This window comes from Streptomyces sp. NPDC048606 (assembly GCF_040650855.1).
GTDB lineage: Bacteria > Actinomycetota > Actinomycetes > Streptomycetales > Streptomycetaceae > Streptomyces.
On sequence record NZ_JBEZIB010000011.1, the window covers coordinates 199215 to 225069 of the forward strand.

General features: G+C 72.1%; 26 protein-coding genes. 15 read left to right on the top strand and 11 right to left on the bottom strand.

The window, feature by feature from the left end; translation table 11 throughout:
* Window positions 1-12: 12 nt before the first annotated feature.
* A complete protein-coding gene (locus AB0D01_RS15010) occupies window positions 13-741 on the top strand; it encodes a response regulator transcription factor (protein WP_363055572.1) in 729 nt (242 codons plus the stop codon).
* The gene (locus tag AB0D01_RS15015) at window positions 738-2198 is read left to right on the top strand and encodes a HAMP domain-containing sensor histidine kinase (protein ID WP_363055573.1); all 1461 of its coding nucleotides are present in this window, start codon (window positions 738-740) and stop codon (window positions 2196-2198) included. Before AB0D01_RS15010 ends, AB0D01_RS15015 begins: the two co-directional genes overlap by 4 nt.
* Here AB0D01_RS15015 and AB0D01_RS15020 read toward each other — a convergent pair.
* Both AB0D01_RS15020 and AB0D01_RS15025 read right to left on the bottom strand, forming a co-directional pair.
* On the bottom strand, window positions 2178-3047 hold the full coding sequence (locus AB0D01_RS15020; RefSeq protein WP_363055614.1) for a phosphatidylinositol-specific phospholipase C: 870 nt from the start codon (window positions 3045-3047) through the stop codon (window positions 2178-2180). The two genes, AB0D01_RS15015 and AB0D01_RS15020, sit on opposite strands and share 21 nt — an antisense overlap.
* A 65-nt stretch (window positions 3048-3112) precedes the next feature.
* Window positions 3113-3703: a TetR/AcrR family transcriptional regulator gene (locus AB0D01_RS15025; RefSeq protein ID WP_363055574.1), complete on the bottom strand. Its 591-nt coding sequence runs from the start codon at window positions 3701-3703 to the stop codon at window positions 3113-3115.
* A 177-nt stretch (window positions 3704-3880) separates the two neighbouring features.
* Between AB0D01_RS15025 and AB0D01_RS15030 the strand changes: the two genes are divergently transcribed.
* Window positions 3881-4681 carry an alpha/beta hydrolase gene (locus AB0D01_RS15030; protein ID WP_363055575.1) on the top strand — a complete coding sequence of 267 codons (801 nt, stop codon included), beginning with the start codon at window positions 3881-3883 and terminating at the stop codon, window positions 4679-4681.
* Between the two features lie 143 nt (window positions 4682-4824).
* Here the strand turns inward: AB0D01_RS15030 and AB0D01_RS15035 are convergent, their stop codons facing one another.
* Window positions 4825-6639 carry a bifunctional metallophosphatase/5'-nucleotidase gene (locus AB0D01_RS15035; protein WP_363055576.1) on the bottom strand — a complete coding sequence of 605 codons (1815 nt, stop codon included), beginning with the start codon at window positions 6637-6639 and terminating at the stop codon, window positions 4825-4827.
* 171 nt (window positions 6640-6810) lie between these two features.
* On the opposite strand from AB0D01_RS15035, the gene mshD reads away from it, so the two are divergent.
* The 7 genes from mshD to pstB all read left to right on the top strand — a co-directional run bounded on the left by mshD (window position 6811) and on the right by pstB (window position 16206).
* On the top strand, window positions 6811-7740 hold the full coding sequence (gene mshD / locus AB0D01_RS15040; RefSeq protein ID WP_363055577.1) for a mycothiol synthase: 930 nt from the start codon (window positions 6811-6813) through the stop codon (window positions 7738-7740).
* Window positions 7741-8404: 664 nt separating this feature from the next.
* Window positions 8405-10726 (top strand): RNA degradosome polyphosphate kinase, encoded by a 2322-nt coding sequence (locus tag AB0D01_RS15045; RefSeq protein ID WP_363055578.1) that lies wholly within the window; start codon window positions 8405-8407, stop codon window positions 10724-10726.
* A complete protein-coding gene (locus tag AB0D01_RS15050) occupies window positions 10707-11666 on the top strand; it encodes a CHAD domain-containing protein (protein ID WP_363055579.1) in 960 nt (319 codons plus the stop codon). Before AB0D01_RS15045 ends, AB0D01_RS15050 begins: the two co-directional genes overlap by 20 nt.
* A 390-nt stretch (window positions 11667-12056) precedes the next feature.
* Window positions 12057-13199: a phosphate ABC transporter substrate-binding protein PstS gene (gene pstS, locus AB0D01_RS15055; RefSeq protein ID WP_363055580.1), complete on the top strand. Its 1143-nt coding sequence runs from the start codon at window positions 12057-12059 to the stop codon at window positions 13197-13199.
* 129 nt (window positions 13200-13328) lie between these two features.
* A complete protein-coding gene (pstC, locus tag AB0D01_RS15060; protein WP_363055581.1) occupies window positions 13329-14318 on the top strand; it encodes a phosphate ABC transporter permease subunit PstC in 990 nt (329 codons plus the stop codon).
* The gene (pstA, locus tag AB0D01_RS15065; protein WP_363055582.1) at window positions 14318-15400 is read left to right on the top strand and encodes a phosphate ABC transporter permease PstA; all 1083 of its coding nucleotides are present in this window, start codon (window positions 14318-14320) and stop codon (window positions 15398-15400) included. Before pstC ends, pstA begins: the two co-directional genes overlap by 1 nt.
* Before the next feature lie 29 nt (window positions 15401-15429).
* Window positions 15430-16206, top strand: coding sequence for a phosphate ABC transporter ATP-binding protein PstB (gene pstB, locus AB0D01_RS15070; RefSeq protein ID WP_363055583.1), 777 nt, complete (start codon window positions 15430-15432; stop codon window positions 16204-16206).
* A gap of 112 nt (window positions 16207-16318) precedes the next feature.
* On the opposite strand, the gene AB0D01_RS15075 is transcribed toward pstB, so the two are convergent.
* On the bottom strand, window positions 16319-17317 hold the full coding sequence (locus AB0D01_RS15075) for an inorganic phosphate transporter (RefSeq protein ID WP_363055584.1): 999 nt from the start codon (window positions 17315-17317) through the stop codon (window positions 16319-16321).
* Between the two features lie 5 nt (window positions 17318-17322).
* A complete protein-coding gene (locus AB0D01_RS15080) occupies window positions 17323-17943 on the bottom strand; it encodes a DUF47 family protein (RefSeq protein WP_363055585.1) in 621 nt (206 codons plus the stop codon).
* 194 nt (window positions 17944-18137) lie between these two features.
* Between AB0D01_RS15080 and AB0D01_RS15085 the strand changes: the two genes are divergently transcribed.
* Complete coding sequence (locus AB0D01_RS15085) at window positions 18138-18452, top strand: metal-sensitive transcriptional regulator (protein WP_030009310.1); 315 nt, start codon at window positions 18138-18140, stop codon at window positions 18450-18452.
* An 83-nt stretch (window positions 18453-18535) separates the two neighbouring features.
* Here AB0D01_RS15085 and AB0D01_RS15090 read toward each other — a convergent pair whose 3' ends face one another.
* Together AB0D01_RS15090 and AB0D01_RS15095 are read right to left on the bottom strand one after the other, a co-directional pair.
* Window positions 18536-18688 carry a hypothetical protein gene (locus AB0D01_RS15090; RefSeq protein ID WP_363055615.1) on the bottom strand — a complete coding sequence of 51 codons (153 nt, stop codon included), beginning with the start codon at window positions 18686-18688 and terminating at the stop codon, window positions 18536-18538.
* 147 nt (window positions 18689-18835) lie between these two features.
* Window positions 18836-19705: a hypothetical protein gene (locus AB0D01_RS15095; RefSeq protein ID WP_363055586.1), complete on the bottom strand. Its 870-nt coding sequence runs from the start codon at window positions 19703-19705 to the stop codon at window positions 18836-18838.
* Window positions 19706-19847: 142 nt separating this feature from the next.
* On the opposite strand from AB0D01_RS15095, the gene AB0D01_RS15100 reads away from it, so the two are divergent.
* Window positions 19848-20066, top strand: coding sequence for a hypothetical protein (locus AB0D01_RS15100; RefSeq protein WP_363055587.1), 219 nt, complete (start codon window positions 19848-19850; stop codon window positions 20064-20066).
* 70 nt (window positions 20067-20136) lie between these two features.
* Entirely contained in the window at window positions 20137-20418 is a 282-nt protein-coding gene (locus tag AB0D01_RS15105; protein ID WP_363055588.1) for a hypothetical protein, read from the top strand.
* A 126-nt stretch (window positions 20419-20544) separates the two neighbouring features.
* Here the strand turns inward: AB0D01_RS15105 and AB0D01_RS15110 are convergent, their stop codons facing one another.
* From AB0D01_RS15110 to AB0D01_RS15125, 4 genes are all read right to left on the bottom strand, one after another.
* Window positions 20545-21240 (bottom strand): phosphatase PAP2 family protein, encoded by a 696-nt coding sequence (locus AB0D01_RS15110; RefSeq protein WP_363055589.1) that lies wholly within the window; start codon window positions 21238-21240, stop codon window positions 20545-20547.
* 199 nt (window positions 21241-21439) lie between these two features.
* Window positions 21440-22462 (bottom strand): bifunctional lytic transglycosylase/C40 family peptidase, encoded by a 1023-nt coding sequence (locus AB0D01_RS15115; RefSeq protein ID WP_363055590.1) that lies wholly within the window; start codon window positions 22460-22462, stop codon window positions 21440-21442.
* A gap of 292 nt (window positions 22463-22754) precedes the next feature.
* Window positions 22755-23567 carry a thioesterase family protein gene (locus tag AB0D01_RS15120; RefSeq protein WP_363055591.1) on the bottom strand — a complete coding sequence of 271 codons (813 nt, stop codon included), beginning with the start codon at window positions 23565-23567 and terminating at the stop codon, window positions 22755-22757.
* 58 nt (window positions 23568-23625) lie between these two features.
* Entirely contained in the window at window positions 23626-24234 is a 609-nt protein-coding gene (locus tag AB0D01_RS15125) for a LysE family transporter (RefSeq protein ID WP_363055592.1), read from the bottom strand.
* 64 nt (window positions 24235-24298) lie between these two features.
* Here AB0D01_RS15125 and AB0D01_RS15130 point away from each other — a divergent pair, with 64 nt between their 5' ends.
* Both AB0D01_RS15130 and AB0D01_RS15135 read left to right on the top strand, forming a co-directional pair.
* Complete coding sequence (locus AB0D01_RS15130) at window positions 24299-25126, top strand: pentapeptide repeat-containing protein (protein ID WP_363055593.1); 828 nt, start codon at window positions 24299-24301, stop codon at window positions 25124-25126.
* Window positions 25127-25516: 390 nt separating this feature from the next.
* Complete coding sequence (locus tag AB0D01_RS15135; RefSeq protein WP_031145169.1) at window positions 25517-25825, top strand: hypothetical protein; 309 nt, start codon at window positions 25517-25519, stop codon at window positions 25823-25825.
* The last annotated feature ends 30 nt before the right edge of the window (window positions 25826-25855 follow it).

Consider the following 25855-nt stretch of genomic DNA (forward strand, 5'->3'; position numbering starts at 1 on the left):
GGGACTGAACCCATGACCGAAGGCGACCAGCAGCGCATCCTCGTCGTCGACGACGAGCCCGCCGTCCGCGAGGCCCTGCGCCGCAGCCTCGCCTTCGAGGGGTACGGGACCCGGACCGCCGTCGACGGGCTCGACGCCCTCGACCAAGAGCGGGAGTACGCCCCCGACCTGATCGTCCTGGACATCCAGATGCCCCGGATGGACGGCCTGACGGCGGCCCGCCGGCTGCGCGCGGCCGGCAGCGTCACCCCGATCCTGATGCTGACCGCCCGCGACACCGTCGGCGACCGCGTCACCGGCCTCGACGCCGGCGCCGACGACTACCTCGTCAAGCCCTTCGAGCTGGACGAGCTGTTCGCCCGCGTCCGCGCCCTGCTGCGCCGCAGCTCCTACGCCGCCCCCGCCGCCGGAACCGCGCACGACGCCGACACCCTCACCTTCGGGGACCTGCGCATGGACCTCACCACCCGCGAGGTCACCCGGGGCGGGCGGGCCGTGGAGCTGACCCGCACCGAGTTCACCCTGCTGGAGATGTTCCTCGCGCACCCCCGCCAGGTGCTGACCCGCGAGCAGATCCTCAAGACGGTCTGGGGCTTCGACTTCGAGCCCAGCTCCAACTCCCTGGACGTCTACGTGATGTACCTGCGCCGCAAGACCGAGGCCGGCGGCGAGCCCCGGCTCGTCCACACCGTGCGCGGGGTCGGCTACGTCCTGCGGCAGGGCGACGGCGGGCCCGAGTGAGCCCCCTCGCCAGATTCCGCGCCCTGCCGCTGCGCTCGCGCCTCGCGCTGCTGGTGGCGGTGGCGGTGGCGGTGGCCGTGGCCGCCGTGGCGGGGGTGTCCTGGGTGATGGTCCGCACCCAGCTGCGCGACCAGCTCGACCAGTCGCTGCGCGCCACCAACCCCAACGAGCAGGTGCTGCGCACCCTGCGCGAGGGCTGCGTGACCCGGCCGACGGCCCAGCCGCCCGAGGGCATCGCCGACAACCTGAACGCCACCGTGCAGATCGTCGGCGCCGACGGCACCCACTGCTGGACGAGCGGCCGCACCGACCTGCCCGTCACCCCGGGCGACCGGCAGGTCGCGGCCGGACTGCGCGACTGGGTGCTCTACGACGCGACGACCGCCGACGGCACCGAGATGCGCGTCTACACCAAGGGGGCCCGCGTCTCGGGCGGCGCCGTCTTCGCGATCTCCATCGCCAAGCCCCTCGCCGACATCGACAAGCCGCTGTCCACCCTGGCCTGGGTGTTGCTGCTGGTCTCCGGCGTCGGCGTGGTCGGCGCCGGCGCGGCCGGCCTGTGGGTGGCCCGCACCGGTCTGAAGCCCGTCGACGAACTCACCGACGTCGTGGAGCACATCGCCCGCACCGAGGACCTCACCGTCCGCATCCCCGAGAACGGCGACGACGAGATCGCCCGCCTGTCGCGGTCCTTCAACTCGATGACCGCGGCCCTGGCCTCCTCCCAGGAGCGCCAGGCCCAGCTGATCGCGGACGCCGGGCACGAGCTGCGCACCCCGCTCACCTCGCTGCGCACGAACATCGAGCTGCTGGCGCGCAGCGAGGAGACCGGGCGGGCCATTCCGCCCGAGGACCGCAAGGAGCTGCTCGCCTCGGTCACCGCCCAGATGACGGAACTGGCCTCGCTGATCGGCGACCTCCAGGAGCTGTCGCGGCCGGACGCCGCCCCGCACGCGCCGCTGGGCGTGGTGGCCCTGCACGAGATCGCCGCGTCCGCGCTCTCCCGGGCCCGGCTGCGCGGTCCCGAGCTGACCTTCGGCTCCGAGCTGGAGCCCTGGTACGTCCGGGGCGAGGCGGCGGCGCTGGAGCGGGCCGTGGTCAACGTCCTGGACAACGCCGTGAAGTTCAGCCCGTCGGGCGGCGCGGTGGAGGTGCGGCTGCGCGCGGGCGAGCTGACCGTGCGCGACCACGGACAGGGCGTCCCCGCCGAGGACCTCCCGCACGTCTTCGAACGCTTCTGGCGCTCCCCCTCGGCCCGCGCCCTGCCCGGCAGCGGGCTGGGCCTGTCGATCGTGGCCCGTACGGCCCACCGCGCCGGCGGCACCGTGGCCCTGCGGGCGCCGGCCGACGGCGGGGCCGGCACCGAGGCGGTGCTGAGCCTGCCCGGCGCCCCGACCCCGCCGCCGGCCGCGCCGGCTCCGGGCGGCGCCGGCTGGTCAGTTGTGCCGGATGAGTGAGGCCACCAGCCCCGAGCGGGTGTTGGGGAAGTCCATGGGGACGATGCCGAGGCCGGTGCGACCGGCGAGTTCGCCGCCGTCGACGAAGCCGTGGACCTGCGGGTTCAGCCGGTCGGAGTTCCAGCGCGGGGGCATGTAGGCGGCGGTGCTGACGTAGTTCACGAACAGCCTGCCGGGCTGCTGGACGGCCTTGCGGAAGTGGTTCTCGATCCGGCCTCGCTTGGCGAAGGGCTCGGTGTTGTAGTCGTCCTGGATGTCGTAGACGTTGCCGTCGCCGTAGCGCAGGCCGGGCAGGCCGGCGTTGTCGGCGAGCAGGACGACCTTGCCGCGGGCCCGCCCGAGGGTGGGCAGCGTGTCGGCGATGTGGAAGAGGGGGCGCCAGCCGCGCCGGTCGAGGTAGTCGTCGAAGACCGCGCGGAAGGCGGCGTCGCTCTCGGAGGAGTACTCCTGCTTCACGCGCATCAGCACCGTCTCGGACGGGCGCGCGGCGAGGAAGTCCCGGCAGGCCACGAGGACGTCCCCGAACATCAGGTCCTGGAAGAACGCGGCATGGTGGATGGCGAAGGACCCGCCGGTGGAGCGGCAGCGGACGTCGAGGAAGCGGATCCCGGAGTCGAGCTGCGCGGCGATCGAGGTGTTCTGGCAGGCGACGTACAGTCCGCCCTTGGTCGCTCCCGAGTCGTGGGTGCCGGGGATGGTCATACGGGTCAGGGCGGTGGAGTCAGCGAGGCCGGCCATCCAGTCCCGGGTGTCGAGGGCCCGCGCGGAGGCCGGGGCCGCCGTCGCCACACCGGTCAACAGGCCCGCGCCCGCCGCCGTCGCCCCGATCAGAAAGGCCCGTCGGTCCATCGCCATGCCCCGCCCCTTCGCCGCCCTGGTGTCGGACGGATTATGGCCCGCGGGACCCGGCTTTACTACCCGTCGGTAGACAGCGGTTCGTCGAGCAACTCGGCCATGCGGCGCAGGCCTTGGGCCAGCGAGGCGCCGTCCGGCGCCTGTTCGGGATCGGTCAGGGCCTGCACCATCACCCCGCTCAGCAGGGCCAGGTGGACCGACCCGAGACCGCGTACGTCCTCCTCGGCGACGTCCTCCTCGGCCACGCCCGCCAGCTGCGCGGCCACCATCCGGCGGGATCGGCGCTGGCTCTCGGCGAGGACGGCGAGCAGCTCGGGCGAGGACTGGGCGTGGACGAAGGCCTCCACGGAGGCGATCCACAGCCAGCGGGTGTCGCCGAAGTCGTGGATCTTGCGGTCCCACATGTCGGCGTAGCGCGCCTCGGTGCTGTCGCCCCGTCCGGTCAGGCGGGCCGGGGCGGTGGCCGCCCAGTCGTCCATGGCGGCGAAGAGGGCCTGGTTGAGCAGGGCCTCCCGGGATCCGTAGTGGTAGCCGATCGCGGCCATGCTCACGCCGGCCGCCGAGGCGATGTCGCGCACGGTGGTGCGCAGGTAGCCCTTCTCCTCCAGGCAGCGGCGCGCCCCGGCCAGCAGGTCCTCACGATTTCCCATCCCCGGATCGTAGCCGCGCCGGGCTCGGCCCAGGGGCTCCGGCCACCCTCTTGGGCAAGCGCGCCATACAAACGTATTGCGCGCTTGCCCAAATCGCGGCAGACTCGATCCCGTCACCACGGAACACGGCACGCGACGCCGCGGCACGGCCACGGCCACACGGAGGAGAGCGGACCCATGCGCCACACGCTGACCATCGACGACCGCACACTGTCCTACCTGGACTTCGGCGGCTCCGGCCGCCCACTGCTCGCCCTCCACGGCGGCCTCTCCGAAGGCGCCGCCTACACCGGCCTGGCCCACGCCCTCGGCGACGGGTGGCGGGTCATCGCCCCCGACCAGCGCGGCCACGGCGACTCCGACCGCGCCCCGCACTACCGCACCGAGGGCTACGTCGCCGACGCCGTCGCCCTCCTCGACCACCTCGGCCTCGACGCCCCCGTCGTCGTCCTCGGCTTCTCCCTCGGCGGCCTCACCGCCGTGCACCTCGCGGCCGAACACCCCGACCGGGTCGCCGCCCTCGTCAACGCCGACTCCTCCGTCGAGGTGCCCCGCGCCGGGGCCGGGGCCCCCGCCGTGCCCGCGGGCTTCGAGTTCCTGACCGGCATGCGCTACACCGCCGCCACCCGCGAGGAACTCCTGGAGGCCGCCGGGCCGATCGGGGCCCGGTTCGTCGGCCCCGCCCTGCGCCCGCTGCCCGACGGCACCGGCTGGCGGCTCCCGTACCACCCCGAGGACGCGCTCGCCTCCATCGCGGGCGCCCGCGGCGACCACTGGGACGCCTGGCTCGCCGGCACCTGCCCCACCGCCCTGATCCACGCCACCCACAGCACCGCCCTCCCGCGGGCCACCGCCGACGCCATGACCGCGCGCCGCCCGGGAACCGCGTACATCCCCGTCGAGGGCGACCACTTCGTGCCCTTCACCCGCCCCGACGCCTTCCACGAGGCCGTGCGGACGTTCCTCGCCGGCCTCTGAACCGGCCCGTGAACCGGCGGCAGGGGCCCCGCGCCACGGGGGTGCGCGGGACGCCGAAAGCCCGAGGGGGCGGCGGGCCACCGGCCCACCGCCCCCTCGGGGTCGCTCCGCGCCGCGCGCCCTGCGCGCCGCGCGTCCGCGTCCTACTTGACGACCGTGATCCGGTCCGCCGCCGGCGGGGCGATCGGGTCCGCCGCCGAGGACTTCGCCAGCAGGGCGTTGAAGGCGTCCAGGTCGGACACGCCCACCAGCTTGTTCTTGTGCTCCTTCAGCACGGTGAACCCGTCACCGCCGCCCGCGAGGAACTCGTTCATCGCGACCCGGTAGGTCTTGCCCGCCTCGATGGGCGCGCCGTTCAGCCGCACCGAGTCCACGACGATCCGGTCCGCGCCCGCCTTCGTCAGGTCCAGGGTGTACGTGAATCCCTTGGAGACCTGGAGGATCTTCGGGCTCGGGCCGTTGACCGTACCGCTGACCTGCTGCTGGAGCGCGGTGATGAGCTGCGCGCCCGTCAGGTCCACCACGTTCACCAGGTTGTTGAACGGCTGCACCGTGTACGACTCGCCGTACGTCACCACGCCGTCGCCCTCGTCACCGGCCGCCTTGTAGGCGAGGTCGGCGCGGATGCCGCCCGGGTTCATGAGCGCCAGCTGCGCGCCGCCCTTGTCGGCGGCGGCCGTGGCCTCCAGCTGGGCGTCGGCGATCAGGTCGCCGAGCGGCTTCTCCGGGGCGTCCAGACCGCGGCCCGCGATGTCACCGGAGATGTATCCCATCGGACGGTTGGCGACCGGGGCCGCCAGCGTCTTCCACCGGTCGATCAGCTCGGTCATGTCGGCGGCCTTCGGCAGGTCGCGACCGACGAGCCGGTTGACCGGCTTCGGGGAGGCGACCGGCGTACGGACGATGTCCTTGGTCTGCCGGTCGTAGGTCAGCTTGGTGTCCGTGAACAGCCGGCCGTACGAGGCGGCCGAGGTGACCGTGCGCGGGTTGCCCGCCGGGTCGGGGATGTTGCACGAGTACGCCTGGTGCGTGTGGCCCGTCACCAGCGCGTCGACCTTCGCGTCGACGTTCTTGGCGATGTCGACGATCGCACCGGAGATCCCGGCGCCCGCGCCTGGCACGTCGCAGTCGTAGTTGTAGGCGCCGCTCGCGGGCAGACCGCCCTCGTGGATCAGCGCGACGATCGACTTGACGCCCTGCTTGTTCAGCTCGGCGGCGTACTTGTTGATCGTCTCGACCTCGTCGCCGAACTTCAGGCCCTTGACGCCCTCGGCGGTCACGACGTCCGGAGTGCCCTCCAGGGTGACGCCGATGAAGCCGATCTTCACGTCCCCCTTCTTCCAGACGAAGGTGGGCGACATCATCGGACGCTTGGTCTTCTCGTCCGTCACGTTCGCCGCGAGGTACTGGAATTCCGATCCGGTGAAGGTCTTGCCGTACTCGAAACAACCCTCGACCGGGTGGCAGCCGCCGTACGCCATCCGGCGCAGCTCGGCCCGACCCTCGTCGAACTCGTGGTTGCCGACGCTGCTGACGTCCAGCTTCAGCTTGTTGAGCGCCTCGACGGTCGGCTCGTCGTGGAAGAGACCGGACAGCATCGGGCTGCCGCCGATCATGTCACCGGCCGCGGCGGTGACGGAGTACTCGTGGCCCTTGCGGGCCTCGCGCAGGGCGGTGGCGAGGTACTCGACCCCGCCCGCCGGTATGGCCTTGGTGGTGCCGTCCGCCTGGCGTTCGGTCACGGTGCCGGAGGAGCCCTGGGGGGCCTCCAGCGTGCCGTGGAAGTCGTTGAACGAAAGCATCTGCACGTCGACGGTACGGCCCTTGGCCGCACCGCCACCACTCGCGGCTCCCGCCGGCAGGGCGGCGGCCACCATCGCTCCGGCCCCCGCCGTGAGGGCGAGGGCGGTGAGGGTGAACCGGCGGGCCGTGCGGGGCCGTTGTGGTGTCGCTGACATGTGGTCCCCTTTGTGGACAGCGAGACAACTAGGGAGGTCGGCCGAAGCCTATGGTCAACGCGCGTAGCACGACAGGGGGTAGGGGGTTGCGAGCTGGTTACGCGCACGCGTCGGACGGCGTGTCCCCCGTCACGCGGCACGACCCGGGGCCTCGGCCGTAGGCTCGGGGACATGACTGACGCAGCAGCGGCCCTGGAGCCGGGACGGCAGATCGAGACCCTCGACGAACTGACGGAGGAACAGGCCGAAGCCGTACTGGAACTGATCCACGAGGCGGCCCGCACCGACGGCACCACCGCCGTCTCCGAACAGGGCCGCCTCCAGCTGCGCGGCGGCCCCCGCGAGGGCATCCGCCACTTCCTCGTCACCGCCGACGACCGACTCGTCGCGTACGGACAACTGGAGGACACCGACCCGGTGGAGGCCCCCGCCGCCGAGCTCGTCGTCCACCCGGCGCTGCGCGGACGCGGCCACGGCCGCGCCCTGGGCGCCGCGCTGCTCAACGCCTCCGGCAAGCGGATCCGGGTGTGGGCCCACGGCGGCAAGTCCGCCGCCCGCCACCTGGCCCAGGTCCTCGGCCTCACCCTCTTCCGCGAACTGCGCCAACTGCGCCGCCCGCTGGGCCCCGACTCGGCCCCGCTGCCCGAGCCGACCCCGCCCGCCGGCGTGAGCGTGCGCACCTTCGTCCCCGGCCGGGACGACACCGCCTGGCTCGCCGCGAACGCCGCCGCCTTCGCCCACCACCCCGAGCAGGGCTCGCTCACGCAGCGGGACCTGAACGACCGGATCGCGCAGCCGTGGTTCGACCCGAAGGGGTTCTTCCTCGCGGAACGCGACGGCGAACTGGTCGGCTTCCACTGGACGAAGGTCCACGCGGAGGAACGGCTCGGCGAGGTCTACGTCGTCGGCGTCCTCCCCGGCGCCCAGGGCGGCGGCCTCGGCAAGGCCCTCACCGCGATCGGCCTGCGCCACCTGGCCGCCGAGGGCCTCCCGACGGCGATGCTCTACGTCGACGCCGACAACCCGGCGGCCCTCGCCGTCTACGAGGGCCTCGGCTTCACCACCCACGAGGTCGACCTGATGTACCGCACCGAAAGCTGACCCCCGCCCCCGCCCCGGCCCCCCACCCGAGCCCCGGGGGCCCGGGGCGCAGCCCCCTCCCGGCCCACCGCCACCCGAGCCGCGGGGGGCCCGGGCGGAGCCCCCCTCCCGGCCCACCGCCACCCGAGACGCGGGGGGCCCGGGCGGAGCCCCCCTCCCGGCCCGCCGCCCGAGCCCCGGGGGCCAGGGGCGGAGCCCCCTCCCGGCCCGGCGACGTCCGCCCCACCCCCTGCGGTCGATGCGCCCCCTCAACCCCGCCGCCGCCCGACGCCCGGCGGCCCGGCCCGCGGGGCCCAGGGCGCAGCCCCGCCGCCGCCCGACGCGCGGGGGCCCGGGGGCGGAGCCCCCGAAACGGGGTGCGGGGGCGCAGCCCCGGGGAACGGAGGAAGGGCGGGGCGGGGAGCACGCCCCGCGCAGCGGCCCCCACCCGCCCCACCCCGAACCCCCGCCCCGCAGGGCCCCGTACCCACCCGCCCGGCCAGGGCAAGGGCAGGGCCCACCCCCCGATCGGCCGAACCGTGCGCCAGGCGGACCCTGGAAGCCATTCGCCATTAACCGGGCATTCAGCAACGCTTGCCAGTCTTCCGACATGCGCCCCCGACTCCGCCTGACGGCCGACACTTCCGACGCGCCTGTCCTCCCGCGTGCGCGGAAGAATGGAGTCATGAGCCACCAGCCCAGCGCAGGCCCCACCGAGGTCCCCGCCCAGCACCCGTCTCACACCACCACCACCACCGGCACCGGCGGCACCACTGGCACGGGAACCGGCACAGGAACCGGCACCGGCACCCCGCCCCCCGCCACCGCCCGGTCGAAGGCGCGCCTCGGCTCCATAGCCGCCCACCGCCCCCACGTGGACCTCGATCCGGACCTCGACGCCGACCTGGACGTCTACGAGGACAAGGACGAGACCGGCGAGCTGCCCGCCGGCCGCTTCCTGGACCGCGAGCGCAGCTGGCTGGCCTTCAACGAACGCGTCCTCGAACTCGCCGAGGACCCCGCGACCCCGCTCCTCGAACGCGCGAACTTCCTCGCGATCTTCGCGAGCAACCTCGACGAGTTCTTCATGGTCCGCGTCGCCGGCCTCAAGCGCCGCATCGCGACCGGCGTCGCCACCCGTTCGGCCTCCGGCCTCCAGCCCCGCGAGGTGCTGGACCTCATCTGGACCCGCTCCCGCGAGCTCATGGCCCGGCACGCCGCCTGCTACCAGCAGGACATCGCCCCGCAGCTCGCCGACGAGGGCATCCACCTCATCCGCTGGCCCGACCTCACCGAGAAGGAGCAGGCCCGCCTCTTCACCCTGTTCCGGAACCAGATCTTCCCGGTGCTGACACCGCTGGCCGTGGACCCCGCGCACCCGTTCCCGTACATCTCCGGCCTCTCCCTGAACCTGGCCGTCGTCGTGCGCAACCCCGTCAGCGGCCACCGCCACTTCGCCCGGGTCAAGGTCCCCCCGCTCCTGTCCCGCTTCCTGGAGGCCTCCCCGCAGCGCTACGTCCCCCTGGAGGACGTGATCGCCGCGCACCTGGAGGAGCTGTTCCCCGGCATGGAGGTGCTCGCGCACCACATGTTCCGCGTGACCCGCAACGAGGACCTGGAGGTCGAGGAGGACGACGCCGAGAACCTCCTCCAGGCCCTGGAGAAGGAACTCATGCGGCGCCGCTTCGGCCCGCCCGTCCGCCTGGAGGTCGAGGAGTCCATCGACCCCGGCGTACTGGACCTCCTCGTCCAGGAGCTGAACGTCAGCGCCGCCGAGGTGTACCCGCTGCCCGGCCCGCTCGACCTGACCGCCCTCTTCGGGATCTCCTCCCTCGACCGGCCCGAGCTGAAGTACCCGAAGTTCGTCGCCGGCACCCACCGCGACCTCGCCGAGGTGGAGTCCGCCTCGGCGCCCGACATCTTCGCCGCCCTGCGCGAGCGCGACGTCCTGCTGCACCACCCGTACGACTCCTTCTCCACGTCCGTGCAGGCCTTCCTGGAGCAGGCCGCCGCCGACCCGGACGTCCTCGCGATCAAGCAGACGCTGTACCGCACCTCCGGCGACTCCCCGATCGTCGACGCCCTGATCGACGCCGCCGAGTCCGGCAAGCAGGTCCTCGTCCTCGTCGAGATCAAGGCCCGCTTCGACGAGCAGGCCAACATCAAGTGGGCGCGCAAGCTGGAGGAGTCCGGCTGCCACGTCGTCTACGGCCTGGTCGGCCTCAAGACGCACTGCAAGCTCTCCCTCGTCGTCCGCCAGGAGGGCGACACCCTGCGCCGCTACAGCCACGTCGGCACCGGCAACTACCACCCCAAGACCGCCCGGCTCTACGAGGACCTCGGCCTGCTCACCGCCGACCCCCAGGTCGGCGCGGACCTCTCCGACCTCTTCAACCGGCTGTCCGGTTACTCCCGGCGCGAGACCTACCGCCGGCTGCTGACCGCCCCGAAGTCCCTGCGCGACGGGCTCGTCTCGCGCATCGACAAGGAGGCCGACCACCACCGGGCCGGCCGCCCGGCTTACGTCCGCCTCAAGATGAACTCGATCGTCGACGAGGCCCTGATCGACTCCCTCTACCGGGCCTCCCAGGCCGGCGTCCCCGTCGACATCTGGGTGCGCGGCATCTGCGCCGTGCGCCCCGGGGTCACCGGACTGTCGGAGAACATCAGGGTCCGCTCGATCCTCGGCCGCTTCCTCGAGCACTCCCGGGTCTTCGCCTTCGGCAACGGCGGCGAACCCGAGGTGTGGATCGGCAGCGCCGACATGATGCACCGCAACCTCGACCGCCGCATCGAGGCACTGGTCCGGGTCACCGACCCGGCCCACCGCGCGGCCCTGGACCGGATGCTGGAGACCGGCATGTCCGACGCCACCTCCTCCTGGCACCTGGGCCCGGACGGCGAATGGACCCGGCACAGCACCGACGCCGAGGGCCAGCCGCTGCGGCACGTACAGGAGATGCTCATTGACGCCCGGAGGCGCCGGCGTGGCTCAGCCAAACCATGACCCGACCGCAGGAGACGTGCTCGGCGTCTACCTGCGCTCCCAGGCCACCGTCTTCCTGCGCTCGCTGCGCCTGCGCGAAGCGGGCGCGGCGGGCGGGTCGGACCCCTCGGACGGCGGTGAGGCGGGGCGCGGCCTGCGGGGGGCCGCGCGCCGCATCGCCGCCTCCCTGAGCACGTTCCGGGTGGTGACCGATTCGGCGTGGGCCGACTCCCTGCGCACGGAACTCGTCTGGCTCTCGTCGACCCTGGCCGACGAGCACGCGTACGCCGCCCGGCAGGCGCGGCTCCTGGAGGCCCTGCAACGCCTCTCCGGCAACCCCGAGGTGCCCGTGCCGCGCGGCACGGTGGGCTCCCCGGGAGCCCTGACGGTGGGCTCCGCCCGGGCGGGCGCGCTGCTGGAGCGCCGGCTCACCCTGGCCCGTACGCGGGCCCACTCGGCGACCCTGCACGCGCTCGGCTCCGCCCGCTTCCACGCGGTGGCCGACGCGGTGGCCTTACTGGCCTCGGAGGTGCCGCTCGACCCGGTCGCGGCGCGGGGCCGGGTGGGAGAGGTCCTGGTGCCGCTGGCGGGCGTCACCGAGACCCGGCTCGACGCGGCCGTGTCCGCGCTGCCCGTCGCCGACGCCGACGCCGCGACCCCGTACGCCACGCACGAGGACGGCGCCTGGCACGAGGTACGCCGCCTGCTGCGGGTCCACCGGTACGCGCGGGAGACCCTCGGCGAGGACGTGGCCCGCCTCGCCGAGGCCGGCCGGGCCCTGGACCGCCACCGCGACGCCTCCGAGGCCGCCACCGCCTCCGCGGCGGCGGCGCGCACCCCGCGCATCGCCCCGGCGACGGCCTACGCGCTCGGCGTCCTGCACGCCGACCAGCGCCACGCGGTCGAGGCGGCCCGCCGGACCTTCCACACCCTGTGGCACCCCCTCCCCACCCCGAGCTGACCCGCCCGGCCCGCCGGGCCCGCCCGGCAGGGCCCCTGCCCCGCCCCGCCACGCCACGCCACGCCCCGCCCCGGAACCGTCGAGTTCCGGCCATTCCCCCTGCCCGCCCCACCGCCGGCCGGGCGAAGGTCACGGCGGGATAACGGGAGCACAACGCCCGATTACGTCCGGGTACAAACCCCCCCCCATCCGCACCGGCCCGCCCGCCACGGTTCACCATCCGTTAACCGACCACCGTCGACCGCTTCACCTGTTCTGCCTAATTTCGGTAGCGCAGGGAGCGAGCCGCCCGCGAAACCACGGCGCCCGCACCACGCGACCCGTAGTCCTCTTCGCACGCCGCCCCGACACAGAAAGCGGCCGGCGGCTCCTCGGAAGGAACACCCGAAAGTGAAGCTTCAGCGCAAGAACCGGCTTCGTGCCTCCGCCCTCGGGGCCCTCGTCGTGTCCGGCGCCCTGGTCCTCACGGCGTGCGGCTCGGACGACAACACGAAGACCGGTGCCGACGGCACCGCGCCGAAGGCGTCCGCCGCGGCCCCGGGCGACATCAAGTGCGACGGCGCCAAGGGCAAGCTCCTCGCCTCCGGCTCCTCCGCGCAGAAGAACGCGGTCGACCTGTGGGTGAAGAACTACATGGCCGCCTGCTCCGGCGTCGAGGTGAACTACAAGTCCTCCTCCTCCGGCGAGGGCATCGTCGCCTTCAACCAGGGCACGGTCGGTTTCGCGGGCTCGGACTCGGCGCTGAAGCCCGAGCAGGTCGAGGAGTCGAAGAAGATCTGCACCGGCGGCCAGGGCATCAACCTGCCGATGGTCGGCGGCCCGATCGCGCTCGGCTTCAACGTCTCGGGTGTCGACAAGCTGAACCTCGACGCCGCCACGATCGCCAACATCTTCAACGACAAGATCAAGAAGTGGGACGACGAGGCGATCAAGAAGCTGAACCCCGGCGTCACGCTCCCCTCCACCGCCATCCAGGCCTTCCACCGCTCCGAGGACTCCGGCACCACCGAGAACCTCGGCAAGTACCTCAAGGCCACCGCCGGTGACGCCTGGCCGTACGAGGCCGCGAAGAAGTGGCCGGCGCAGGGCGGTCTCGGCGCCTCCGGCTCCGCGGGTGTCGCCACCCAGGTCAAGCAGGTCGACGGCGCGATCGGCTACTTCGAGCTCTCCTACGCCTCGGCGCAGAACATCAAGACCGTCGACGTGAACACCGGCGCGGCCGCCCCGGTCAAGGCCACCGGCGAGAACGCCTCCAAGGCCATCGCCGCCGCCAAGATCGCCGGCACCGGCTCCGACCTGGCCCTGAAGCTCGACTACTCGACCAAGGCCGACGGCGCGTACCCGATCGTCCTCGTCACCTACGAGGTCGTCTGCGACAAGGGCAACAAGGCCGAGACCCTCGGCACCGTGAAGTCCTTCCTGGAGTACACCGCCTCCGACTCGGGCCAGAAGCTCCTCACGGACAACGGCTACGCGCCGATCCCGGCCGAGATCAACACCAAGGTCCGCGAAGCCATCAAGTCGCTGTCCTGACCCTGAACCCCGAGGCCAGGTCCGCCCCCCGTCCGGGGCGGGCCGGGCCCGGGACCTTCCCCCTCCACCCCGGGGGAATCCGGTGCACCGCCGCCAGGGGGCTCGCCCCCCACACAGACCGGAAAGAACATGGCTTCCACCACACCCACCCAGATAGACACGCCTCCGCCTGTCGCAGCGAGCGGAAGGTCCACCGGCCGCGCCGGTGACAAGATCTTCGCGGGACTCTCCAAGGGTTCCGGCATCCTGCTCCTGGTGATCATGGCGTCGATCGCCGTCTTCCTGACCTACCGGGCCTCGATCGCCCTGTCGAAGAACGAGGGCAACTTCCTCACCACCTTCGACTGGAACGCGTCGGCCAACCCTCCCGTCTTCGGCATCGCCGTCCTCCTCTTCGGCACCGTCGTCAGCTCGATCATCGCGATGGCCATCGCGGTTCCGATCGCCGTCGGCATCGCCCTGTTCATCTCGCACTACGCGCCCCGCAAGCTGGCCGCGCCCCTCGCCTACGTCGTCGACCTGCTGGCCGCCGTGCCGTCGATCATCTACGGCATCTGGGGCGCCCTCTTCCTGGTGCCGCAGCTGAACGGCCTGAACCTCTGGCTCGACGAGTACCTCGGCTGGACGTACGTCTTCGACCGCACCCAGGTGAGCGTCGCCCGCTCCCTGTTCACCGTCGGCATCCTCCTCGCGATCATGATCCTGCCGATCGTGACCAGCGTCAGCCGCGAGGTCTTCCTCCAGGTCCCGCGCATGAACGAGGAGGCCGCCCTGGCCCTCGGCGCGACCCGCTGGGAGGTCATCCGCATGTCGGTGCTGCCCTTCGGCCGCTCCGGCGTCATCTCCGCCTCGATGCTCGGCCTCGGCCGCGCCCTGGGCGAGACCATGGCCGTGGCCACCGTGCTGTCCCCGAGCTTCCTGATCTCGCTGCACATCCTCAACCCGGGTGGCGGAACCTTCGCGCAGAACATCGCCGCGAAGTTCGACGAGGCCAACGAGTTCGGCCGTGACGCGCTCATCGCCTCCGGCCTGGTGCTCTTCCTCCTGACCCTGCTGGTCAACGGCGCCGCCCGGCTGATCATCGCCCGTCGCAAGGACTTCTCGGGGGCGAACGCCTGATGAGCCACACCATCCAGGACCAGCGCCCCGCGGGGGCCCACAAGTCCGCGGTCCCCGCCGGCCTCACCCGGGGCGGCCTGCCCCGCTGGGCACCGGCCGGCATCGCCGCCGCCTCCGTCGTCCTCGGCATCGCCGTCGGCCTCGTCTTCGACCTCGACAGCAAGGTCCAGTGGGGCCTGATCGCGGCCCTCCTCTTCGTCGCGATCACCTACACCGCGAGCTCGATCGTCGAGAACCGCCGCCAGGCCAAGGACCGCGTCGCGACCTCCGTCGTCTGGGTCTGCTTCGTCCTCGCCGTCATCCCGCTGCTCTCGCTGCTCGGCACCACCATCAGCCGCGGCATGAAGGTCCTCGACGGGAACTTCCTCGGCCACTCGATGAACGGCGTGACCAGCTTCGAGGCGGGCGGCGGCGTCTACCACGCACTGCTCGGCACCATCGAGCAGGTCGCCCTGGCCACCCTGATCGCGGCCCCCATCGGCCTGCTGACCGCCGTCTACCTGGTGGAGTACGGCAAGGGCTCGCTCGCCAAGGCCGTCACCTTCTTCGTCGACGTCATGACCGGCATCCCCTCCATCGTGGCCGGCCTGTTCATCCTGACCACGTGGAACCTGATGCTCGGCTTCGGCCCCTCCGGCTTCGCCGGCGCGCTGGCCCTGTCGATCCTGATGATGCCGGTCGTCGTCCGCTCCACCGAGGAGATGCTCAAGCTCGTCCCGAACGAGCTGCGCGAGGCCGCCCTGGCCCTCGGCGTCCCGAAGTGGCGCGTGATCCTCAAGGTGGTCCTCCCCACCGCCATCGGCGGCATCTCCACCGGTGTCATGCTGGCCGTGGCCCGCATCGCCGGCGAGACCGCCCCGATCATGCTCCTGGTCTTCGGATCGCAGCTGATCAACGGCAACCCCTTCGAAGGCGCCCAGTCCTCGCTCCCCCTCTACATCTGGGAGCAGTACAAGGTCGGCAGTGACGCCTCCTACGACCGGGCGTGGGCAGCGGCCCTCGTCCTGATCGCCTTCGTCATGATCCTCAATCTGGTGGCCCGCGGCATCGCCCGCTGGAAGGCCCCGAAGACCGGTCGCTGAAGCGACCACCCGAAAGCGAAGTGACCCTCATGGCGAAGCGAATCGACGTCAGCGGACTGTCCGCCTTCTACGGCAACCACAAGGCCATCGACGACATCTCGATGACCGTGGAACCCCGCTCGGTGACGGCCTTCATCGGCCCCTCCGGCTGCGGCAAGTCCACCTTCCTGCGCACCCTGAACCGCATGCACGAGGTCACCCCCGGTGGCCGCGTCGAGGGCAAGGTGCTGCTGGACGACGAGAACCTGTACGGCTCCAACGTCGACCCGGTCGCGGTCCGCCGCACCGTCGGCATGGTCTTCCAGCGCCCGAACCCCTTCCCCACCATGTCGATCTTCGACAACGTGGCGGCCGGCCTGCGCCTGAACGGCAACTTCAAGAAGTCCGAGCTGGGCGACATCGTGGAGCGCTCCCTCCAGGGCGCCAACCTCTGGAACGAGGTCAAGGACCGCCTGAACAAGCCGGGCTCCGGCCTCTCCGGCGGCCAGCAGCAGCGCCTGTGCATCGCCCGCGCCATCGCGGTCGAGCCCCAGGTCCTGCTGATGGACGAGCCCTGCTCGGCCCTCGACCCGATCTCCACCCTCGCCATCGAGGACCTGATCGGCGAGCTGAAGGAACGCTTCACGATCGTCATCGTGACGCACAACATGCAGCAGGCCGCCCGCGTCTCCGACCGCACCGCGTTCTTCAACCTCGCGGCGGTCGGCCAGCCCGGCAAGCTCGTCGAGATCGACGACACGGACCGCATCTTCTCCAACCCGTCCGTCCAGGCGACCGAGGACTACATCTCGGGCCGCTTCGGCTAAAGGGCATGGAGTGAACGTCCTGCGGTGCTGCATGGCGGTGCCACCGCATGGCGAATGGAAAAGGGCCGGCTCCCCCTGGGTGGGGGGAGCCGGCCCGCTTTCGTCCGCGACGCTAGACGAAGGCCAGGTTCACGATCCAGAAGCACACCGCCGCCACCAGGGCGGCCGCCGGCATGGTGATGAACCAGCCGAGGATGATGTTCTTGGCGACGCCCCAGCGGACCGCGTTGACCCGCTTCGTCGCACCCACGCCCATGATCGCCGAGGTGATCACGTGGGTGGTGGAGATCGGCGCGTGGAAGAGGAACGCCGAGCCGAACATGATCGAGGCGCCCGTCGTCTCCGCGGCGAAGCCCTGCGGCGGGTCCAGCTCGATGATCTTGCGGCCGAGCGTGCGCATGATGCGCCAGCCGCCCGCGTAGGTGCCCAGCGACAGCATCACGGCACAGGCGATCTTGACCCAGGTCGGGATCGCGTCGCCGGCGTCGTGCACGTCGGCGATGACCAGGGCCATCACCACGATGCCCATCGTCTTCTGCGCGTCCTGGAGGCCGTGGCCGAGGGCCATGCCCGCCGCCGAGACCGTCTGGGCGATGCGGAAGCCGCGCTTGGCCTTGTGCGGGTTGGCGCGACGGAACATCCACAGGATGGCCACCATCACCAGGTAACCGACCACGAGGCCGACCACCGGCGAGACGAACATCGGGATGACGACCTTCTCGACCACACCGGTCCAGATGACCTCGGTACCGCCGGCCAGCGCCGCGCCCACCATGCCGCCGAACAGGGCGTGCGAGGAGGACGAGGGAAGACCGAAGTACCAGGTGATCAGGTTCCAGACGATCGCGCCGATCAGGGCGGCGAAGAGGATCCACATCCCCTTGTTGCCGTGGGGGGTCTCGATGAGGCCCTCACTGACCGTCTTCGCCACGCCGCTGCCCAGGAAGGCACCGGCGAGGTTCATCACCGCGGCCATCGCCAGGGCGGCGCGCGGGGTCAGCGCCCGCGTCGAGACCGAGGTCGCGATCGCGTTCGCCGAGTCGTGGAAACCGTTCGTATAGGTAAAACCGAGCGCGACACCGATGGTCACGACCAGAGCGAAGGTGTCCACGAGGTTCAGGACTCCTTGACCGCGATGGTCTCCACCGTGTTCGCGACGTGCTCGAACGCGTCGGCCGCCTCTTCGAGCACGTCGACGATCTGCTTGAGCTTCAGCACCTCGATGGCGTCGTACTTGCCGTTGAAGAGCTGGGCGAGAAGCTTGCGGTGGATCTGGTCCGCCTGGTTCTCGAGGCGGTTGACCTCGATCCAGTACTCGGTCAGGTTCTCCATGGTCCGCAGGTGGGGCATGGCCTCGGCGGTCAGCTCGGCCGCCCGCGCCAGGACCTCGATCTGCTGCTCGACTCCCTTGGGGAGCTCCTCCACGTTGTAGAGGACGACCAGGTCGACGGCCTCCTCCATGAAGTCCATGATGTCGTCGAGCGACGACGCCAGGCTGTAGATGTCCTCGCGGTCGAACGGCGTGATGAAGGAGGAGTTCAGCTGGTGGAAGATCGCGTGCGTCGCGTCGTCCCCCGCGTGCTCCGCCGCCCGCATCCGTTCCGCGATCTCGGCCCGGGCGGAAGGCTCCGCTCCGAGCAGTTCCATCAGGAGCTTGGAGCCCGTGACGATGTTGTCCGCGGATGCGGCGAACATGTCGTAGAAGCTCGTCTCCCTGGGGGTCAGACGAAATCGCACGTGAGGTCCTCGGGGTGCATTGGATTCGGTCAGGCTGATGCTAGGCGCATCCCCCGGCCACGGCTAACCGGCCGTTCCCCAGTGTCCTCCATCAGGCACAGTGGGCGGCACGGACCCCTGTCCCTCCGGCCAGGGCGAAGTACCCTATACCCATCAGGGGTATGGGTCCCCGATGCCGGACCACGGGAGGACGCATGACGACCATCGAGGCCGAAGGCTCCGGAGCCGTCCACGGCTATCACCACCAGAAGGACGAGCACCTCAAACGACTGCGCCGGATCGAGGGGCAGATCCGCGGCCTCCAGCGGCTCGTCGACGAGGACGTCTACTGCATCGACATACTCACGCAGGTCTCGGCGAGCACGAAGGCGCTCCAGTCCTTCGCCCTCCAGCTGCTGGAGGAACACCTGCGCCACTGCGTCGCGGACGCGGCCGTCAAGGGCGGCACCGAGATCGACGCCAAGGTCGAGGAGGCCACGAAGGCCATCGCCCGCCTCCTGCGCACCTGAACCGCGCCCGCAGCACACCACACCCGCACCCGAACCGCACCTTCGAGCGGGCCGCCCCGCCGCGGTGGGCCCACCACGGCGGGCTACAGGCAGATGCCGAGCAGGACCTCGTCGATCCGGTCCTGGCTGAGCCGTTCCTCCGCCGCGGCGGAGGCGGCGATGATCAGTTCACCGCACAGCTCGATCTCGGCGAGCGCCACGTGGTCCTGCACCGTCGTACCGCCTGCGGGAGTCACGCGCGTCACCTCTCTCTACCGCCCGCGCCCGTCGGCGCCCGGCTCCTCAGCCTAGGGAGCGGGGCTCGCGTCGCGCATGACACGGATGGACCATTTCCGGATACCGGGCCCATGACCCGATCGCACCGCCCCGACCGGCCGTCGCGACTATTCGGCGATCTTGCCCGCGTAAATGTCCCCGCTTGGGGGCAATACGACGGCGACCGGTGTCCCGAACCCGTACAGCAGCGTGGTCGACGAGACATCGATCACGCCATTCTTGACGTACGTGAAACGGTGCCTGACCTTGCGCAACCGTCCCTCCTCGTCGAGGTAGGCGTCGAAGGGCACGCTGTCCTTGCTGAACCCTTTCGCCGCCGCCTCCAGCGCTCCCTTCACCCCGGGCGAGGCGCTCCGGGCGGCCTGCCCGATGTCCGTCGTCCCCCGGTAGTGCCGCACCTTCGTGCCCGAGACCTCGGTCTCGCCCACGTACGTCACCTCCCGCGCGGCCCGCAGCAGCTCGGCGGCGGCGATCGGGTCGGTGGCGCCGCCGGTGACGAGGTTGCCGTCGGCGAGGGAGGCCGTGTCGAGGCGGACCCACTTGTCGTCGGGGACCCCGGCGCCCCGGTTCTTCATGTAGAGCGCGCCGGGGACGAGGAGCTCGGTGATGGGCCGGTGCTCGGCCTTGCCGGTCACGTCGGCGGGCAGCATCACCAGCAGCTGCCCCATCCGCTTCCTGAAGTCGACGCCGCCCTCGCCGCGGATGGTGACCCGGGTGCCGCCGGTGGCCATCTCCATCGCCGTACGGGTCCGCGCGCTGCCGGTGGCGGTGAGCGCGTCGGCGGCCCCGCGGACCACCGCGGCCGGGTCCCGTTCCGGCCGGTCGTCGCCGGCGCCCGTACGGGTGCCCGTACCGGTTCCGCCGGCCACCCCGCAGCCGCCGAGGGCCGCCACGGCGACCGCGACGCCGACCGCGAGCACCGCCCCGGCCACACGCCTCGTACGTCCTCGCCGCCACCCGTGCTGGTGCACCACCATCGCCTGCCAACCCCCAACGCGTGACCGCTGCTTGCCCGAGGCCCCCACCCGCTCCGGTTAACGAGGCCTGGGGTTTCCCGTCACGGGGCATCGGGTACGGAAGCCCATTCCGGGCCGGGTCGAACCCCGGTACCTTGGGGGTGTGGAATCCCACGCGAAGGCCGATCAGGCCGCTCCGTTTACCGATGTCCCGGCCCCGCGCCACCCCGCGCCGACCGCGTCTTCGGACACCGTTCACCGCACCGACACCGCCGAGCGCGGCTCCTTCTGCCTGGCCGTGTGCGACTGCGGCTGGAAGGGCCCGGCCCGCCGCTCGCGCGACCTGGCCCGCAGGGACGCCACCCGCCACACGGACGGCTGACCCGCAGGCACCGTCCCCCGTTCGGACGCCCCGGCTGGCCGCGGCGCGCGCTACCCGTTGCCCTGGACTCATGCCAGGAACCGCACCCCGCCTCGCGGCCCTCCTCTGGGCCCTGCTGATCGCGTTCACCCCGGCCGCGGCGGCCTGGGCCCGCCCCGTGGGCACGGCGGACGGACCGGGCGACGTGGCGCTGGCCATCGGGGTCACCACCGCGGCCGCCGTGGCCACCGGCCTGTGGCTGCGCTCCCGCTACCGCCGCGAGGAGCCCGAGCGTCCGGGCCCGGACGGCGAGGGGAACCCGGCCGGAAGCGGTGACGGCGGCGCGGACGGCCGCGGGGGCGTCGGACGGTGAGGTCCCGGCCGCGCCCGGCGGCGGTCCGCCTGTGCTTCGGCGCGGCGGGCCTGTGCCTGCTGGTGGCACTGCTGCTGTCGGCGTGGGACGCGCACGCCGGCCGGTGACCCGTCGGCGCGCCGACGGTCAGGCCGCGAGGTCGCTCTCGGCCGGTCGCTGCGCCAGCTCCACCGGCCGGGCCAGCACCCGCCCCTTGGCCCGTACGAGCCGCCCCGCGCGCGGCGAGCGCGCCACCGCCCGCACCAGCGGGCTCAGCAGGGCCATCGCGGGCGGGGCCAGCAGCAGCACCACGGCGGTGCCCAGCGCGAAGCCGCCGATGACGTCGGTCGGGTAGTGCACGCCGAGGTACACGCGGCACAGCCCCTCGGCGAGCGCGAGAGCGATGCCGACGAGCCCGAGCCGACGGTTCGCCAGGAACACGCCGATGCCGAGCGCCATCGTCAGCGTGGCGTGGTCGCTGACGAAGGACCAGCCCGCGCCCGGTCCGGTGGCGCCGGCGAGGACGTCGAGCCCGTCGTGCTGCGCGAACGGGCGCGGCCGGGCCACGAACTCCCTTAGCGGCACGTTGACGAGGAGCGCGACGGCGGCGGCGAGGGGGGCCCACACCAGGGAGGCGAAGGCCTCGGCGGCCGTCGACTCGTCCTGCCGTCGGGCGCCGTGCCAGCACCACAGCAGGAGCAGGACGAGGGCCAGGGGGATGCCGTAGCCGCCGATGAAGGCCACGCCCCTGTCGAACCAGTCGGGCGCCCGGTGGGCGAGGCCGTTGATCCTGTACAGCAGGCTGACATCCACATTCGGCCCACCGGTTGTGAGTCCAGCCATGCGACGCGGCCCCTTGCTTGCCTAGGTCCCCTGCGGACGCACGCCTGTGTGCGCCCCTTCAACCCCCGCCGATCAGCCCCCGTGTTCATGGAACGCCCGTTCTGGCGGGTCCGTTCCACTCATCACCGAATGATCACTCCAACGTTATCCAAGAGAGACACGTCGTCGCAGCTCAAGGCCTTCGCTTCACGGAGAGTCGCTAGGGGGCGGGAGTGGACCCCGGACGCTCCGGAAGCGCCTCCGCACCGTCCTTCGTGACGCGGGTGGCCCCGAAGTAGTCGGGGGTGTCGATCTTGTCGAAGCGGATGACCGCGCCGGTGTACGGGGCGTTGATCATGTAGCCTCCGCCGACGTACAGCCCGACGTGCCGGATTTCCCGCGAGTTCGTCAGATCATCGGAGAAGAAGACCAGGTCGCCGGGCAGGAGTTCGGCGCGCGAGGGATGGGAGCCCGCGTTGTACTGGTCGTTGGCCACGCGCGGCAGCTCGATCCCCACCGTCTCGTACGCCGCCTTCGTCAACCCCGAGCAGTCGAACCGCCCGTCCTGGTCGGGCGTCCCGTTGCCGCCCCACAGGTACGGGGTGCCGAGCTGCTTCTGCGCGAAGTAGATGGCCCCGGCCGCCTGCTGGGACGGCGCCACCCGCCCGACCGGTCGCTCGAAGCTCTTGGCCAGGGTGGTGATGGCCTTCACGTACCCCTGCGTCTCCTTGTACGGGGGCACCCCGCCGTACTTGATGACCGCGTACGCGCCCGCGTTGTAGGCCGCCAGCATGTTGGACGTCGGATCGCCCGGCACCCTCGCCACGTCCTTGGCCAGGGTGCAGTCGTACGAAGCCGCCGAGGGGATGGCGTCGTTGGGGTCCCAGATGTCCCGGTCGCCGTCCCCGTCGCCGTCGACCCCGTGGCCCGCCCACGTACCCGGGATGAACTGCGCGATCCCGCGCGCGTCCGCCGGGCTGACGGCGCTCGGGTTCCAGCCGCTCTCCGAGTACAGCTGGGCCGCCAGCAGCGCCGGGGTGATCGCCGGGCACAGCGTCCCCCACTTCTGCACCAGCGCCTGGTACTTCCCGGGCACGGCCCCCTTGGCGAGGCCCAGCGGCCGTCCACCGCCCGCGGCCCCCGCGAGGCCGGCCGCGGCCGAATAGGTACCGACCACCAGCAGGAGGAGGAAGCTCAACGCCACCCCGATCCCGATCCCGCCCGCTTTCCAGTATCTGCGCACCCGTCAACCCTCCCCCATGGCCGTCGCTTTCATTTGCGAATCGCCGGTGACGCCGGTCCTACTACCCCACTTGGAAGCCCCCGCACGCCACACCGGAGCACCGCGCGGGGTCACGCCCGAGGCACGGGAGGACCGGCCCGGCGCAGACCCGCACCCCGCGGGGGCACCGGCGCGCGAAACCGAACCGCCGGCGCGCGCGCCACGGCGCGGCGCCCCTCCCGAGCATCACCCCGCGGCGCTCCCCCGTCGAGCCTCCCACACGGACTGCCCTCCCCGGCACGGAGGTTGGCGCTCAGCGCGGGGCCACGAACAGGCTCTGCGCGATCCGCCCGATCGGCCCCTTCTCGTCGTGCGCGCGGGCGTCCACCAGCCCGATCCCGCCCGGATCCACACTCGTACGGGACTCCACGCAGACCCACTCACCCACCGGGTGCCGGTGCAGGTGGACGGTCAGGTCGCCGTTGAGGAAGACGAAGCCGCCGTAGTCCAGGGTCGCGCTGATCCCGTTCGCCGAGTCCGCCGCCACCAGCACCCGGTCCAGGGGCCGGATCTCCTCCCCCGCCACCAGCGGCACCCGCATGCGCATCCAGCAGGTGCCCGGCCCCGGCTCGGTGAAGCCGCCCCGGACGAAACGGGCCTCCACCGCCGTGTGGTACCCCCGCTCCCAGGGCACCGGGAAGAACGGCGCCGACGCCGCCCGCCCCGGCGGGGCCACCAGCGGCCCCTGCGCCACCTCCGGCACCGGCTCGTCCGCGACCCGGATCCGCAGCGCCCGGGCGAGCATCACCGGCCCGGTGGCCCCCTCGGGCGTCAGCGCCGCCTCGACGAGCTCGGTGCCCCGACCCGACCGGAGCACGCTCGTGGTGATCTCCAGCCGCCCGATCGGCACAGGCCGCAGCACCTCGTACGTGATCCGGGCCGTCCGCAGCTCCGTACGCCCGCCCGGCCGCTCCTCGACCGCACGCCCCAGCAGCGCCGCCGGCGGCCCGGCGTGCTGCGCACGGGGGTCCCAGGGCCCGCGCGTGGCCTCGCCGGCCAGGAAACGGCCCGCGTCGAGCCGCTCGTAGAACCCGTCGACCCCGTCGACCCCGTCCTCAGCGTCCATGCGCCCGCACGCTACCGGCAGGTAACGCCGCTCGCCGGCCCCGCGCCCCACGCCCCGCTCAGCGGGCGAAGCCCAACCCGACGCCCAGACCCACCAGCACCGACCCGATCGCCCGGTTCAGCGCCTTCTGCGCCTTCAGCATCCGCTCGCGCAGGCGCGTGTTCGAGAAGAACAGCGCCACCGCCGCGAACCACCCCAGGTGCGCCGCCGCCATGAACAGCCCGTAGCCGACCTGCCGCCACGCCGACGTGTCCGGCTCGACGACCTGCGTGAACGTCGACACCACGAACAGCGTCGTCTTCGGGTTCAACACGTTGGTCAGGAACCCGGAGCGCAACGCCCCCAGCCGACTGAGATCGGGCTTCGAGTCGAGGTCCACCGTCAGGTCCGCCCGCGCCCGGAAGGTCCGGATCCCGATCCACACCAGGTACGCCGCCCCCGCCAGCTTGATCGCCGTGAACAGCGCGGTCGAGGAGGCGATCAGCAGCCCGACCCCGAGCATCGTGTACGACACGTGCACCAGCACCCCCGCCGCGACCCCGGCGGCCGCGAACAGGCCGGTGGGACGACCGTAGAGGTAACTGTTGCGGACGACCATGGCGAAGTCCGCGCCCGGACTGATCACGGCGAGGAGGGTGATGACGGCAACTGCGATCACTTCTGTCATGTACCGGACTCTGCCTCGCCCGCTCCCCGTCGATCAAGACCCACCGACCGGGGACAATGAACCCGTGCCCACCTCGCGAGCCCCCCTGCCCCTGCCCGTCCTCCAGGCCGACTGCACCGCCTGCTTCGCCCTGTGCTGCGTCGCCCTGCCCTTCGCCAAGTCCACCGACTTCGCGGTGAACAAGTCCGCCGGCACCCCCTGCGGCAACCTCCGCGAGGACTTCCGCTGCGGCATCCACACCCGCCTGCGGGACTCGGGCTTCCAGGGCTGCACCGTCTTCGACTGCTTCGGCGCGGGACAGCAGATCTCCCAGGTCACCTTCGAGGGCCGCGACTGGCGCGCGCACCCCGACACCCGGGCCGCGATGTTCGAGGCCTTCCCCGTCATGCGCCAGCTCCACGAGCTGCTCTTCTACACCTCCGAGGCGCTCGCCCTCCCCGCCGCCGCCCCCGTCCACGCCGACCTGCGCACCGCCCTGGCCAAGACCGAGGCCCTGACCCGGGCCGACGCCGCGACCCTCGTCGCCCTCGACGTCCCGGCCCTGCGCCAGGAGGTCAACGCCCTGCTCCTGAGGGCCAGCGAACTCGTACGCGCCAAGTCGCCGGGCCGCAGGAAGAACCACCGCGGGGCCGACCTCATGGGAGCCCGCCTCTCCGGCGCCGACCTGCGGGGCGCCAACCTGCGCGGCGCCTACCTGATCGCCGCCGACCTGCGCCGCGCCGACCTGCGCGGAGCCGACCTCATCGGCGCCGACCTGCGCGACGCGAACCTGCGCGGCGCCGACCTGCGCGACGCCCTCTTCCTCACCCAGGCCCAGCTGAACGCCGCCCGCGGCGACACCGCCACCCGCGTCCCCACCACCCTGACCCGCCCCGCGCACTGGGCGGCGTAACCCTCCCCACCCGTACGCCCCTCACGCATCAACGCGCCCCCGTACGCCCTCGAACCCCCGCACCGCCCAACCGAACGGCACTACAGAACGACTGACGGAACGTCGTACGAATGTCAGCGGTTCGGCGCAACGCGACGCGCCCCCACTGCGCCGAACGGCCGCCCCTCACACGGCCCCGCGCACGCCGAGCCGACAATCATTGCCCGGGGTCACCCACCGTGATACACAGAGTGACCAGGTCAGGGCGTGCGGGAGGGGCGCACGCCGGGAGATCGGGTAAAGAGAGCCGCCAAGTCGACGACGGGCGCGGTTTCATCAGCGAAGATAGTGCGTGACCCCTGCCGTCGGGCACGGGCTACCGGAACTACCCATACAGGGGCGGTGAGTTACATGATCCTGGCAGCCGAAAAGGGCGACATCACCACCATCATCGGCGGAATCGCCCCGAACTGGGGGCCGTTCGGCAGTCTCGGCAACGAAGCGAAGATCATGATCGAAGTGGTCATGGCCGTCGCGATCCTCCTCTGCCTCGGCATCGCCATCTGGGGCGCCGCCAAGCAGCGCATCGGCGCGACCGCCCTGCGCGACACCTTCAGCGCGGAACAGGGCAAGGGCCTGATCGTGGCCGGCCTGACGGGCGTCTTCATCATCGGCTCGCTCGGCACGCTCTTCACGATCGTCTACGGAATGGCCGTCTAGCCGAACCACCGGGCCCGGCCGCACCCTGAT

What these genes read in the sequence shown, in the direction of transcription:
- AB0D01_RS15010 (WP_363055572.1), top strand. Translation starts at nt 13, where the DNA reads ATGACCGAAGGCGACCAGCAGCGCATCCTCGTCGTCGACGACGAGCCC.
- AB0D01_RS15020 (WP_363055614.1), bottom strand. Translation starts at nt 3,047, where the DNA reads ATGGACCGACGGGCCTTTCTGATCGGGGCGACGGCGGCGGGCGCGGGC.
- AB0D01_RS15025 (WP_363055574.1), bottom strand. Translation starts at nt 3,703, where the DNA reads ATGGGAAATCGTGAGGACCTGCTGGCCGGGGCGCGCCGCTGCCTGGAG.
- AB0D01_RS15030 (WP_363055575.1), top strand. Translation starts at nt 3,881, where the DNA reads ATGCGCCACACGCTGACCATCGACGACCGCACACTGTCCTACCTGGAC.
- AB0D01_RS15035 (WP_363055576.1), bottom strand. Translation starts at nt 6,639, where the DNA reads ATGTCAGCGACACCACAACGGCCCCGCACGGCCCGCCGGTTCACCCTC.
- mshD (WP_363055577.1), top strand. Translation starts at nt 6,811, where the DNA reads ATGACTGACGCAGCAGCGGCCCTGGAGCCGGGACGGCAGATCGAGACC.
- AB0D01_RS15045 (WP_363055578.1), top strand. Translation starts at nt 8,405, where the DNA reads ATGAGCCACCAGCCCAGCGCAGGCCCCACCGAGGTCCCCGCCCAGCAC.
- pstC (WP_363055581.1), top strand. Translation starts at nt 13,329, where the DNA reads ATGGCTTCCACCACACCCACCCAGATAGACACGCCTCCGCCTGTCGCA.
- pstA (WP_363055582.1), top strand. Translation starts at nt 14,318, where the DNA reads ATGAGCCACACCATCCAGGACCAGCGCCCCGCGGGGGCCCACAAGTCC.
- pstB (WP_363055583.1), top strand. Translation starts at nt 15,430, where the DNA reads ATGGCGAAGCGAATCGACGTCAGCGGACTGTCCGCCTTCTACGGCAAC.
- AB0D01_RS15085 (WP_030009310.1), top strand. Translation starts at nt 18,138, where the DNA reads ATGACGACCATCGAGGCCGAAGGCTCCGGAGCCGTCCACGGCTATCAC.
- AB0D01_RS15095 (WP_363055586.1), bottom strand. Translation starts at nt 19,705, where the DNA reads ATGGTGGTGCACCAGCACGGGTGGCGGCGAGGACGTACGAGGCGTGTG.
- AB0D01_RS15105 (WP_363055588.1), top strand. Translation starts at nt 20,137, where the DNA reads ATGCCAGGAACCGCACCCCGCCTCGCGGCCCTCCTCTGGGCCCTGCTG.
- AB0D01_RS15110 (WP_363055589.1), bottom strand. Translation starts at nt 21,240, where the DNA reads ATGGCTGGACTCACAACCGGTGGGCCGAATGTGGATGTCAGCCTGCTG.
- AB0D01_RS15120 (WP_363055591.1), bottom strand. Translation starts at nt 23,567, where the DNA reads ATGGACGCTGAGGACGGGGTCGACGGGGTCGACGGGTTCTACGAGCGG.
- AB0D01_RS15125 (WP_363055592.1), bottom strand. Translation starts at nt 24,234, where the DNA reads ATGACAGAAGTGATCGCAGTTGCCGTCATCACCCTCCTCGCCGTGATC.
- AB0D01_RS15135 (WP_031145169.1), top strand. Translation starts at nt 25,517, where the DNA reads ATGATCCTGGCAGCCGAAAAGGGCGACATCACCACCATCATCGGCGGA.